The 12,180-nt window shown below is 70.3% G+C and carries 11 protein-coding genes and 2 pseudogenes; 1 reads left to right on the top strand and 12 read right to left on the bottom strand.

Features of this window, described 5'->3' with window-relative positions; all coding sequences use genetic code 11:
- The 3 genes from ABB07_RS06045 to ABB07_RS40580 form a co-directional block, all read right to left on the bottom strand.
- Window positions 1–912, bottom strand: coding sequence for an urea amidolyase associated protein UAAP1 (locus ABB07_RS06045; RefSeq protein WP_244189236.1), 912 nt, complete (start codon window positions 910–912; stop codon window positions 1–3).
- 66 nt (window positions 913–978) lie between these two features.
- Window positions 979–2,583 (bottom strand): amino acid permease, encoded by a 1,605-nt coding sequence (locus ABB07_RS06040; RefSeq protein WP_208897732.1) that lies wholly within the window; start codon window positions 2,581–2,583, stop codon window positions 979–981.
- Window positions 2,584–2,833: 250 nt separating this feature from the next.
- Window positions 2,834–3,073: a hypothetical protein gene (locus ABB07_RS40580; RefSeq protein WP_244189235.1), complete on the bottom strand. Its 240-nt coding sequence runs from the start codon at window positions 3,071–3,073 to the stop codon at window positions 2,834–2,836.
- A gap of 392 nt (window positions 3,074–3,465) precedes the next feature.
- Between ABB07_RS40580 and ABB07_RS06030 the strand changes: the two genes are divergently transcribed.
- A complete protein-coding gene (locus ABB07_RS06030) occupies window positions 3,466–4,782 on the top strand; it encodes an alpha/beta hydrolase family protein (RefSeq protein ID WP_244189234.1) in 1,317 nt (438 codons plus the stop codon).
- A 117-nt stretch (window positions 4,783–4,899) separates the two neighbouring features.
- On the opposite strand, the pseudogene ABB07_RS40575 reads toward ABB07_RS06030, so the two are convergent.
- The 9 genes and pseudogenes from ABB07_RS40575 to ABB07_RS05995 all read right to left on the bottom strand — a co-directional run.
- Window positions 4,900–5,110, bottom strand: a pseudogene (locus tag ABB07_RS40575) (GAF domain-containing protein); the annotation flags it as partial.
- A gap of 342 nt (window positions 5,111–5,452) precedes the next feature.
- Window positions 5,453–5,714: pseudogene (locus ABB07_RS40570) on the bottom strand (roadblock/LC7 domain-containing protein); the annotation flags it as partial.
- A gap of 526 nt (window positions 5,715–6,240) precedes the next feature.
- Window positions 6,241–6,900 carry a zinc ribbon domain-containing protein gene (locus ABB07_RS06025; RefSeq protein WP_208897731.1) on the bottom strand — a complete coding sequence of 220 codons (660 nt, stop codon included), beginning with the start codon at window positions 6,898–6,900 and terminating at the stop codon, window positions 6,241–6,243.
- A gap of 211 nt (window positions 6,901–7,111) precedes the next feature.
- Window positions 7,112–7,543 carry a PRC-barrel domain-containing protein gene (locus ABB07_RS06020; protein ID WP_208897730.1) on the bottom strand — a complete coding sequence of 144 codons (432 nt, stop codon included), beginning with the start codon at window positions 7,541–7,543 and terminating at the stop codon, window positions 7,112–7,114.
- Window positions 7,540–8,142, bottom strand: a complete 603-nt coding sequence (locus tag ABB07_RS06015; RefSeq protein WP_208897729.1) for a PRC-barrel domain-containing protein — start codon at window positions 8,140–8,142, stop codon at window positions 7,540–7,542. Before ABB07_RS06015 ends, ABB07_RS06020 begins: the two co-directional genes overlap by 4 nt.
- Window positions 8,139–8,285, bottom strand: coding sequence for a hypothetical protein (locus tag ABB07_RS06010; protein WP_208897728.1), 147 nt, complete (start codon window positions 8,283–8,285; stop codon window positions 8,139–8,141). Before ABB07_RS06010 ends, ABB07_RS06015 begins: the two co-directional genes overlap by 4 nt.
- Window positions 8,286–8,402: 117 nt before the next feature.
- Window positions 8,403–8,858, bottom strand: coding sequence for a response regulator (locus tag ABB07_RS06005; protein WP_208897727.1), 456 nt, complete (start codon window positions 8,856–8,858; stop codon window positions 8,403–8,405).
- Window positions 8,855–10,504 carry a sensor histidine kinase gene (locus tag ABB07_RS06000; protein ID WP_208897726.1) on the bottom strand — a complete coding sequence of 550 codons (1,650 nt, stop codon included), beginning with the start codon at window positions 10,502–10,504 and terminating at the stop codon, window positions 8,855–8,857. Before ABB07_RS06000 ends, ABB07_RS06005 begins: the two co-directional genes overlap by 4 nt.
- A complete protein-coding gene (locus ABB07_RS05995; RefSeq protein ID WP_244189732.1) occupies window positions 10,501–11,727 on the bottom strand; it encodes a PP2C family protein-serine/threonine phosphatase in 1,227 nt (408 codons plus the stop codon). The genes ABB07_RS06000 and ABB07_RS05995 overlap by 4 nt, the downstream gene beginning before the upstream one ends.
- Between the last annotated feature and the right edge of the window lie 453 nt (window positions 11,728–12,180).

The raw sequence follows: 12,180 nt of genomic DNA, 5'->3' as shown, positions 1-12,180 counted from the left end.
TCACAACCCCCGGGCTTCGCAGTAGTCGACGGTGTTGAGGTACGCCCGGTGCAGTTCCGGAGTCGCCGTGAACCGCGGCTCGTCCCGGCCGGTCGGGGCACCGCGCCAGGCGTGCACCCGCAGTGGGCCGACCACATAGCCGGGGCGAGGATCCAGCGGATGGGCGACATCGGCGACCAGCACCAACAGGGGCATCTCCGCGACGAGTTCGACATGCGTGCCCGCCCCCGCGCTGCCCTGCCAGGCCAGGGTGCCGTCCGGCTCGACGCGCACGCCCTGGAAGAAGGAGAGACTGGGTGGCAGGTCGCGCCGGCTCAGACCGTGCTTGGCGGCCGCTTTGAGGAAGAGCCCGCGGCCGGACGGCGACGGCCCCTCGGGGCGGGCGTCACCGTACTTGCGCTCGTTCCAGGCGTCGGTGGTGGTGCCGCAGAAGGCGTCGTGCCGCCCGGAGGAGTCACCGCTGACCACGGCCAGGACCCGGCCGTCGCCGGACAGCAGCGGATGGTCCAGGCCCGGATACGCCTGCCACGGCACCTTCTGGGTGTCGGCGACGTTCAGCCGCTCCACCGGCTCCAGGGCGTTGAAGAGCAGCAGGTGGGCGCAGGCGTCACCGCTCGGGTCGTCGAAGCGCAGCCGCGTACCGCGGGCGAGGATCTTGTGCGTGTAGCCGCCGGGCGCCACCGTCTCCGCCCACACCAGGGCGGCCGCGTCCACACCCGGCGGGCAGTACGGGCTGTCCGACGCCGGAAGGTACGGCATCCACGCGCCGGCCTGCCCGCCCTGGGCGCGGGCGTCGTCGCGGGCGCTTCGGACGCTGTCGGTCAGGTGCAGATCACGGGCGCGGGCGGGAGCCTGCCCGGTCGGGTAGCGGCCGTGCTGCGGTACGGCCGTCGAGCTCTCGGTGGGGGTCATGGAGTGTCCCGTCGTCCCTTCGTCGGTACGTCATCGATGCGTTCCCTCGTGTCACACGGGCGCTCATCAGGCGGGCTCGGCGACGGCCGGCGCGTCCAGGGGCGGCTCGGTGTGCGTGTGCGGTACGTGCCTCAGCTCGATACGGCGGTGCAGCCGGCGGGGGAGGAAGTAACCGGCACCGGCGGCGAGGCTGAGCCCGATGAACAGCGGGGCGCTCCACCGCAGCCACCATGTGCCGCCGGTGAGGTCGTAGATCTCCGCACGGGGCCAGATCAGATTGACCGTCATACCGGCCTGGTAGAGCACGGCGAGCGCGTTGACCGCCACTCCCCACCGGCCCAGTGAGAACAGGGGCCGGCCGGTCTCGTCGACGCCCGCCGGCAGCCCGCCGCTGCCCCTTCGCCGGATCCGGGTGACCAGCAGGGGCACCGTCACGCCCAGATAGGCCAGGTACAGCAGGGCGATGCAGAGGCTGGACAGGGCGGTGAAGACCGCCGCCTGGCGGATGTTGACCACGAGCGCGATCGCGGCGCCGACGCCCACCACCACCGACGTGGTGATCGGCGTACCGGTGCGGGCCGAGACCTTGCCGAGGCGCCGGTGGAAGGGCAGGGCGCCTTCGCGCGCCATGGAGTACATCATCCGCGCCCCGGAGGTCTGCACGGCCAGGGTGCAGGCGAACACAGCGACCGCCACGCAGCACAGCAGCAGGCGGCCCAGAACCCCGCCGAGCCGGTCGGTGAGCACCCAGGACAGACCACCGGCCGCCAGTTTTCCGTCGGTCAGGCTGCGCGCCGCCATCAGCCCCGAAAGGATCAGCAACGCGCCGCCGACACCCGAGGTGATCAGGGCCCGCAGGATGGTCCGGGGAGTGGTCCGGCGCGGGCGGTGGGTCTCCTCCGCCAGCTCGCCCGCCGAGTCGAAGCCGACCATCACGTACGCCGCCATCAGTGAGGACGCGAGGAAGGCCCCGACGTAGCCGCCGTGACCGGCCCAGCCGGTGGGGTGGTCCACCACCTGCGGACTTCGCTCGGGCAGGAAGAACAGGATCAGCACCAGGGCGAGCACGCCGATGATCTCGACCGTGACGCCGAAGCTGGTGGCGGCGGCCATCTGGCGGATGCCCAGGATGTTCACCACCGTGGTGATGACCAGCAGGACGCATCCCAGCAGGACCGCGTTCTGCGCGCCGGTCGGTGAGCCCACCGACGGATCGGCGCCCGGACCGCCGACGATCTGGAACCCCGACCAGATGCCCGGCAGTACCGCCTGTGCCGCGATCGCGGCCGCCGCGACCGTGAGTATCTGCCCGATGATCATGATCCAGCCGACGAACCAGCCCGTCGTGGTGCCGGCCAGCCGGCTCGACCACTGGTAGATCGCCCCGGATATGGGCCAGCGTGCGGCCAGTTCGGCGAAACAGAGTGCGACGAGCAGTTGGCCCGCGAAGACCAGCGGCCAGGTCCAGAAGAACGCCGCGCCGCCGAGACCGAAGCCCAGCCCGAACAGCTGGAAGACGGTGGTGAGGATCGACACGAAGGAGAACCCCGCGGCGAACGACGCGAAGCTGCCTACGCCGCGGTGGAGTTCCTGCTGGTAGCCGAAGAGGTAGTGGCCGGTCGTGGCACCGTCGCCAGGGTCCTGCGCAAGGGGGAGTTCGGGCCGGCTCATCGCCGCACCTCCGATCGGTCGACAGATACCTGTCGCTTGATAGGTATTGCGATCGTCGGCCGGACCGGTCTCACACCCGAGTCCGTGAAGTTAACTTCGTGTATCCGCGAGGCCCGCTTCGGAGATGACTGCGTGCCAGCCCTTGGCGGTGCCCTCACAGCGGCTGCTTCCGCGCGCGAGACGCAGGATCAGACGCGACAGGGCGACGGGTGCACGAGCGATGACAGGTACTCGGGTCAGGCGGTGGTCGTCACGCGGGGAAGAAGACGCGAACGGGCAGCAGCAGCCCGGTGAGCGACAGGACGATGGGCACCACCTGGTGGACATGGTCCTTGCCCGGCGGCAGTCCTCCCGCCAAGTGGGCGGTCCAGAACGCCGGGTAGTACCACTGCGCATACCACGCCCACCGTTCCCCGCGGCGGAACGGTACGAGGGTGATCAGCACACCGAACAGGCCCATACCGGTCGCGGCCACACCGTCGGCCCGCATGAGCGGCCTGTCGCCGGCCCCCGGTGCGACCGCGGCGAAGACACCGAAGACGAGGATGCCGGCACCGACGATGAGCAGGCGGATCCACGCTGCTTTCAGGCGCGCGCTGTTGTGCTGCGCTGCATGAGCGGTTCGTACCCGCTTCCGGCGAAGGAGACGCAGAGCGTCTGCCGTGGCCGAGGGTGCCGGGTCCGCCTCGAGCCACGACGCCCTCGCATGGTTCACCTGCTCGTGCCGGTTGCGGCGCCGATTGCGGCCGCGGTGAACGCCAAGGCCTCCCCATCCGTAGGCCACTGCGGCGGTACGGCGTACAACAGCCGATCGCCAGTTCTTCGATCGCTGCTCGACAAAGGGGTTCCATGAAGCACCGCCGACCGCGCCACCGTCGCAGAGTGATCGCCAGAGCGGTCGGTACGGCCGGTACGCTGGCCATCGCCTTGGGCGCGGGGATGACGCCGGCGATGGCCGCCGGGAAGACGGCCAACAAGCCCTCCGCCACCGGGCTCTCGCCCGATCAGCCCGAGCGGGACGACGCGCCGTGGGCGCCCCAGCACGACGGGGTGCCGCAGCAGCACACGGCCGTCCGTCCGGAGGCCGTCACGCCCCGCGCGGCCACGTCCGCTCTCCAGCTCAGCCTGCCCGCGCCGACCGGACGCCATGGCGTGGGCACGTTCAGCCTGCACCTCGTCGACAAGGCCCGCACGGACCCCTACGTGCCCGGTAACAAGCCGCGTGAGCTGATGGTGTCGTTCTGGTACCCGGCCGCCTCCACCCGCGGCCACTACGAGGCACCGTGGATGCCGTCGGTCTCCGGCGCCCACTTCCTCGCCTCCCAGGGCCTGACGCCACAACAGGTGACGTTGCCGAAGACCGCGGGCCATGTCCTCGCCCCGGTCGACACCAAGCTCGGCAAGCTGCCCGTCCTGCTGTACTCCAGCGGGCTGCACTCGGACCGCGCGAGGGGCACCGTGCTCGCCGAGGACCTCGCCAGCCGCGGCTATCTCGTCGTCACCGTCGACCACACCCACGACGCCAACGAGGTGCAGTTCCCCGACGGACGGGTCGAGGTCAACACCATGCCGGCCGGCGCGCACTCCTCCGACACGCTCAACGTGCGCGCCGCCGACATCCACTTCGTCATCAACCAGCTCGCCACGATCGCCAAGGGCGGCAACCCGGACGTCGACCGCGCCAGGCTCCCCGCCGGGCTGTCGCACTCCGTGGACATGTCCCGCATCGGGATGTTCGGCGCTTCGCTGGGCGGCGCGGCGGTCGACACCGCCATGCAGCTCGACCACCGCATCGCCGCGGGCGTCAATCTGGACGGCCAGTTCTTCGGCCCGGCACCGAGCAAGAACCTGGACCGCCCCTTCATGCTGTTCAGCTCCGGCACCCACAACCGCAACAACGACGGGTCGTGGCGCACGCTGTGGTCCCATCTGAAGGGATACCGGGTCGACATCCAGCTCCACGGCGCGGCGCACGTGTCGTTCGTCGACGACGAGGCGTTGGCGCCGCAGGAGGCGAGCCTGCTCGGACTCACGCCGGCCCAGCTCCAGCAGGTGTACGGCACCATCGACCCCAACCGCGCGATCGAGATCCAGCGCGTCTACCTCGCCGCCTTCTTCGACCAGGAACTGCGCCACCGGCACAGCACCCTGCTCGACGGCCCCGACAGGACATACCCGGAGATCTCCTTCGTCCGCTGACCAGGGCCTCCGGCCGACGCGGCCTCGACCTCGGGTTCCCCAGCACCAGCTGACCGTCTCGCCGAGGCCGCACTGGGCACTTTCCGTGACGCCCGCCTGCGGGTCCGACAGCGCCGGTCAGTTCCGACGGCGCGCCGCCCCTTCGAGCCGTTCGACCAGTTCCGCAGCCATGACCTTGACCATTTCCAGCCCCGTACGCCCCCACGGGTGCGGGCCCTGATCGACTGCGCAGCTCGTGCCGACCACCCACACCGGTGCTGTCTATCAACGGTGCGCCCAGGTAGGAGTGCACGCCGATCGCGTCGACCACGGGGTAGCCGGCGAACCGCCCCGGCGTAGCAGCCACCGGTACGAAGTGCCAGCTGAGCGCGTGGACGAAGGTCGTCTTTCCCACGCCGAACCCGCCGGCGATGAGCACCTTGATTCCCACCGGCAGGACTTGGGCGGGCAGCGGATCACAGTCGTTTGAGGAGGGCAGCGCGTACCGCTTCCAGGAGGTCTCGATCAGGCGTGCGGAGTGGCCCGGGGAAGGCGGGGGCGCATCACCTGCGACCACCGCGCTTCCCTCGGCCGGATCGGACAGCAGCGCCTTGACCACGGCGGCGGGCACCTGCATCCGGGCCGCGACCTCGGCGGCGCTCAGCGGTCCGTCTGGGAGGACCGGCGTCATCGGTTGTCCCACCGGGTGCCGGGGCGGTGTGGCCAGGTGCGGGCGCACGCACTTCACCATCATCCCCATCTCGTAGCCCAGTACCGCTGCGTCCGCCTCGCGTCCGGCCAGCACCGTCAGCACCGCGCCGTGCCCGGCGGCCGAGACGAACAGCAGCGAGGTGCCGAGTTCCGTCACGGTCTGTCGCACGTCGCCGCCGTCATCGAAGTGGCCGGCCCGCGCTGCGCGCCAACGAGTGCAGCCCACTGGCAAGGGCGGCCGCAGGGCTGCCTCCGTCGTGCCGGGCCGCAGCGATCTCGAATCCGAGGCGGGAGAGTTCGTCCGGGCCGGTCTGCGGCGGCAGTTCCGGCTGACCCCGCACAGCCCGCTCCCCAGCACGCAACCGGCGGCACAGCGACCCCAGTTCGGCCCTGCCCTCCGCCGTGGTACGGGTCAGCTCGGCCGGCTCGGTACGGTTCCGGGCGGCCGCGCGGGACAACTCCGCCCAGTGAGCATCGAGTGCCGGCGGCGACCTGCTGCCGGACCGGGCAGGTGTTCGTGCCGAGCCTGGCCGCCTCCCACAGTCGCCTTCTGATCACCGGGTTCGTGCAGCCGGAGTTCGGAGGGCGCGTCCGTATCGGCGACGGGCTGATCACGTCCGGTTTGGTTCGGCTCCAGGGACGAGAATGGCGAACGTGTCGAGCACAAGGGAGCGCCGCGCCGAGCGGCAAGCGTGACTCCACAACCCGTGAGGTGATGGAAGTCGTGTGCATCCACGCGTCCCGCGCACCCCACAGTCGGGCGTCGTGCTACCGCCGAGTGCCGCACCCCGGGCAGAAGGCCGCGCCGTCCGGCACGACGGCGGAGCAGGAGGCGCATGCGGTGGACTGGGCCAGGTGATAGCCGCAGCCGGAACAGAACGCGGCGCCACGGGTCTCGGTGCGGCACTGCGGGCAAACCAGCTGCCGCGGCGTGGTGGGGTCGTACCCCTGCCCGGCCTGTTGACCCACGGCGTACGCCCGCTGCGAGGCCATGTCGTTCAGGCCGCGCTGCTGGGCCGCCATGGCCTCGGCCGCGGTGTCCGGGGCGCAGTTCAGGCACAGGCCCTGCGCCGCGTTCCAGCAGCGTCCGCAGACGTAGTGGGTGCATCGCGCACAGCGGTTGAAGTGCCCTTGCGCATTACCGATCGCCCGCTCGAAAGCCTTGTCGCGGGCGGGCCCCCAGCCGGCGCCCGCGAGTCCGTCGGCCGCGGAGGTGAGCCCGCCGCCGGCCCGGCCCAGCAGGCTCCAGGCCATGTCGACGCCCTTGCCCAGCCAGGTGGCGGCCCGCTCACCGGCGTACGGCTCGAAGGGCGAGCGCCAGGTGTCGTAGCAGCGGGAGCACGAGAACTCGAACTGGAAACCAGCCCCGGTACCGCTGCGCTCGCACAGGTCACGGTAGTTGTTGCTGAAGTAGATTTCGCTGCTCATGTGGTCCCCCCACAGTTCAGGCCATCGGCACACTGCCCTACGACGCTGGCGGAAGGCTACTGGTTCTCGCCATCAGCGAGGCATTCGGCCAACGGCAGGGCCGCCCGCCACAGCTCCTGCGGGTATCAACCGAGCGGGCGGGCGACGAACCCGGTGAAGCTGTGCTGCGAGATGAACAGGTCGATCCCGGCACCCACGAGCGGGAACTTCGTCAGACGGGCTCGGTGCGGACCACCACAGCGTAGGAGCCGAGGCCGAGGACGCGGTCTCCGGAGATGTCGCCGAGGGCTGTGTACAGCGTGCGGATCTGGCCGGTCGACCTGTCGAAGGCGATGTCCTTGACGGTGCCGTGGACGGTGCCGCTTTCGGTCAGGACGCGCTGGCCGAGGGCCTCGTGGTGAGCCGGGAAGGTGCTCTGCTCGGCATCAACGGCGGTGCGGGAGCGCACGATGACCGCGTCCGGTCCCACCCCTTCGATCGCGTTCCAGCCGATGGCCGCGGCGTGCTTCGGTGCTCCGGAGAGGCGCAGGCAGGCGACGCTCCTGGTGTGCGCGTCGATGGTCAGGCCTTCCACCCGCCCAAGTGGTTCGGCCTCTTCGGCGGTGATCACGGGAAGGCCCTGGGCCTGGGTGAACAGCATCATGCCTGGCCTCCTTCTCCGGCGGACGTGCCCGCGTACGTCTCTGCGGCATGCGCGTGGAAGGCCTCGACCTGGGCGCTGAAGCTGGGCAGGTCGGCGGCGACGAAGTGACGGGCGTGGGCGGGGACGACCAGGGCTCGCCCGGAGACGGCCAGTGTCTCTCCTCGCGGGATGTAGGCCTTCCGCTGCTCATGGTCCAGGTTCTCGTTGGCGGCGATCTCGAAGCCGATCACGCGTCCGCTGCGGCCGGCCTCGATCACGACGTCCAGGACCGTGCCGATCTCGGTCCCCTGGTCGGTGAGGACGGGCGCGCCGATGACCTGGCCGTGTCCGGCTTCGTCGGCTCCCGCAGCCATGTCCCGCTTCTCCAGGGCCGTCTCACTGAGGATCATCACAGCGGACGGTCCGATGGCGTGCACTTCGGAGAAGGGCAGGCTCTCCTTGAGGGGGCCGGCCAGCAGTCCGCGGCCGCTCAGGGTGAAGCCGGTGATCCGGCCCGCCCGTGCGTCGAAGACGGTGTCCCTGATCTGGGCGACGGCCTCGCCGCCCAGCGTCACGACCACCCGTTTGGTCAGTTCCGAGGCGAGCATGAGGGTGTTCACCGCGGACCCTCCCGGCCGGCCACATCGCCCGAACGCACCGCGATCACCGTGCCGCTACGGCGTCTGGCCTGAACCGCCAGCGCCGCTGCGGTCAGCACACCCGCCACCGCGATGAGGAAGACCACCCAACTCCACCACTCCATCGCCGACCTCCTCCGTCCACTTCGCCCGGCCGTCGTTCTGTCCGGCGGCCCTGGGCTATCCGCTTGCCCCCGGTAACGGGCTCGCACGCCTTCCGTGGGCGGAGTCGGCGGGCCGGGTCACCCCTGGGAGTGACTCTGGCGGGGCAGGCGCACGACAGTGACGAAGAACTCGTCGATCTGGCGTACGGCGGCGATGAACTGGTCGAGGTCGACGGGCTTGGTGACGTAGGCGTTGGCGTGCAGTTTGTAGCTGCGCAGGATGTCTTCCTCTGCGGAGGATGTCGTCAGGACGACCACCGGGATGTGCGAGAGGTCCTCGTCGGACTTGATGCGTTCGAGGACCTGACGGCCGTCGTACTTGGGCAGGTTGAGGTCGAGAAGGATCAGGTCGGGCCGGGGCGCCTCGCTGTGGGCGCCCCGCCGGTAGAGGAAGTCGAGGGCTTCCTCCCCGTCGCGGACGACGTGCAGGGTGTTGCCGATCTTGTTGTCCTCGAAGGCTTCCCTGGTCATGAGTTCGTCACCGGGGTCGTCCTCGACGAGCAGGACTTCGATCGGCTGCACGGGGGCGGTCATGCGCGGTTTCCTTCCAGGGCGGTGCCTACGGGCATGTCCTCGCTGTCCGGGCCGGCGCCCGAGTCGGAGGGCAGGGTGAAGCAGAAGCGGGTACCGCCGGTGTAGTCGGTGTCGATCCAGATGTGGCCGCCGTGGAACTCCACGATCTTCTTGCAGAGGGCCAGGCCGATCCCGGTGCCCGAATAGGCATCCCGCCCGTGCAACCGCTGGAAGATGACGAACACCTTCTCGGCGAACTCCTCCGGGATACCGATACCGTTGTCGCTCACGCACAGCAGCCATCCCGGCGTGTCCGGGTCCGCGTCGGGGGCCGGCTCGCAGGTGATGCGGACCTCGGGGGCCCGGTCGGGGTGCCGGAACTTGACCGCGTTGCCCAGCAGGTTCTGCCAGAGCATGACCAGCAGGGTGGGATCGCCCATGATCGCGGGCAGCTGTTCGGGTCGTTCGATCCGGGCGCCGGTTTCCTCCACCCCGGCGGCGAGGTTGTCCAGTGCCTTGTCCAGGCTGCGGCCGAGGGGCACCGGGAGGTGGGCGTCGTTGACGCGGCCGACGCGGGAGAAGGTCAGCAGGTCGTTGATGAGGATCTGCATGCGTTTGGCGCCGTCCACGGCGAACGCGATGTACTGCTTTCCGCGGTCGTCCAGCTGGTCCCCGAACCGCTTCTCCAGCAGCTGGCAGAAGGAGGCCACTTTACGCAGCGGCTCCTGCAGGTCGTGGGAGGCGACGTAGGCGAACTGCTCCAGCTCGGCGTTGGACCGGCGCAGTTCCACCGCCTGGTCGTCCAGGTCGGCGGCCTGGCGGGTGAGGACGTCCTGCTGGGCACGGGAGGCGTCCAGCTCGGCCACCAGGCGTTGCCGCATGGCCTCGATGTCACGCCCCATGGCCTGGATGTCGGCGGGTCCGCCGACGCTGATCCGGTGCCCGAATTCCCCCTCGGCGACGCGCCGTGAACCGGTGCGCAGGGTGTCGAGCGGGCGGGCGACGAGGGTGCGCACCAGTACGGCGAGCACGATGCCGGTGAGGAGGAACAGTGCGACCATCCCACCGAGCACCCAGTCCCGTACGGTCCGCACGTGCGCCAGCTCGCTCTGCCCTCGCTCCCGGGCCCGAGCCAGGTGATCGGTCTGCGCGGTGAACAGGGTGCGGATGTGGTCGAAGGCCTTCTTGCCGCGCTCGGTGGCGGCTTGGTCCACCGGGCGGGGCTTACCCGGCGTGACGCCGGCGACCAGAGGTTCCGCGTAGGTGCGGCGCCAGTCGGCCGCCGCGCGCTCGATGGCGTCCAGATCCTCCCGCAGACCGGCCCTGTTGCCGATCAGGGCGTGCAGCCGCCCGGCCGATTCGCGCTCGGCCCGCTTGCCGTCCGTGTACGGCGTGAGGAACTGCGGGTCAGCGGCGATGGCGTAGCCGCGGGCGCCGCTTTCCTGGTTCAGCAACGCGGCCTGGAGCTGGTAGGCCTCGGAGCGGGCCGGCTGTATCTGCTCGATCAGCTCGTCGGAGACGCGCGCGGTACGGGCCAGCAGCTCGGCCCCGACCACCGATCCGGTGATGACGAGTGCGATCATCACCGTGAGGGCCAGGTGGAACCAGCCCTGCACGGTGATCCGGCTACGGCGGTGCGCCTCCGGCGGTTGGGCGACTGCCGTCATGATCCGGGTCCCTCGGTCGAGTCTGGCTGTCGGTCCCACCGCAGGTGCAGCACGGCCACGTCGTCCGTCAGGCCGCCGTAGTCCTCGGCCAGTTCCTCCGCGCTGCGAATGAGCGAGTCGACGAACGCGTCCGGCGGCAGCGCGGCGGCCGAGCGGGCCAGCTCCAGCAGCCCGTCCTCGCCCAGCCGCTGACCGCCCGGGCCGGTCCGCCCCTCGAAGAGTCCGTCGGTGAACAGCACCATGCCCGTCCCGGCGGACAACCGGAGTTCCTGCACCGGCCATGCGGCAAGACCACCCGACACCAGGCCCAACGCCGGCCCGCCCGGCACCTCCACCCATTCCACGCCTCTGCCCTTACGGACCAGCATGCCGGGATGTCCCGCACGCGTCACACGCGCCGAGCGCCGATCCGGCAGCAACTCCATGCTGGTGAGGGTGGCGAAGATCTGCGGCCCGGTGCGTTCGGCGACCAGGATGTCCTGGAGCGTGCTCAGCCGGCGGGCGCCGGTGGAGCCACTGATCACCAGGGTCCGCCAGGCGATACGCAGGCCCACGCCGAGAGCGGCCTCGTCCGGGCCGTGCCCTGACACGTCACCGATCAGGACGTGCACGGTGCCGTCCGGGGTCTGCACCACGTCGTAGAAGTCGCCGCCCAGCAACGCCTGTTCCCTGCCCGGCAGATACCGGGCGACCACGTCCAGACCGTGCTCCTCGCTGACCAGTGGAGTAGGCAGCAGACCGCGTTCGAGGCGCGCGTTCTCCTCGGCCCGCAACTGCCCGGCCTGCAGCGCCGCCGCTGCCTGCTCGGCCTGCTTGCGCTGGATGGCGTACCGCACCGCTCGGCCGAACAGCTCCGGGTCGACCCGCCCCTTGATCAGGTAGTCCTGCGCACCTGCGGCGACCGCCGCCAGACCGGCGCTTTCCTCGGCCAGCCCGGTCAGCACCACCACCGCGACGTCCGCTTCCTGCCGTACGCGGGCCACACCCTCCAGCCCCTGGGAGTCGGGCAGGTGCAGGTCCAGCAGTACACAGTCCGGGGTCGCGGTGGCCAATGCCTCGCAGGCCTCGGTCAGGGAACGCACCCAGGACAGGCGCATCCCCGGAGTGCAGTCGGCGACCAGTTCCTCCACCAGCAGCGCGTCGGCCTCGTCGTCCTCGATCAGGAGGACCGAAGGCTCCTGCTGGGCCCAGACCGCTTTCACGGTGGAGGAGTCAGGAGCCATCCGCACGTCGAACAGCTCATGCTGTGTTGGGAGCATCCGTCCCGCTTCCCCCTCAATCGCCGCCTCGGGTGAGCTCATCGTTGCCGTACAGCAACGAACGAAGAGTACTGGCAGCCTGCTGCTGTGTCCCGCGCAGGACGTGTTGTGGATCAGCCAGATGATGTACAGCCCTCAACTCCGCGAGGAAAGACGCGCTTGCAGGACTGATACGACTCGAGAAGCAAGACGAGCGGGCCCGGTGAGCTGAGACCACGCAATCCTTCTGACGCGTATGCGTCGGGACCGAAACACGACCTGATTGAGCGGCACGTCGGGGGGTATCGGTGGTTCTACCGCGCCGCACCTGGGGAGGTTGTGGCGCGGTCCCTGGCCGGCCTCTGTCCCGTCGTTCCCCCCCCCGTGACGACGGGGCAGAGGCTTTCCGCCGCCGTACGTCAGAGCGGCGCGTCGGAG

The organism is Streptomyces incarnatus, from assembly GCF_001027185.1.
Classification (GTDB): domain Bacteria; phylum Actinomycetota; class Actinomycetes; order Streptomycetales; family Streptomycetaceae; genus Streptomyces; species Streptomyces puniciscabiei.
This window is presented reverse-complemented; position numbering and strand designations above follow the sequence as displayed.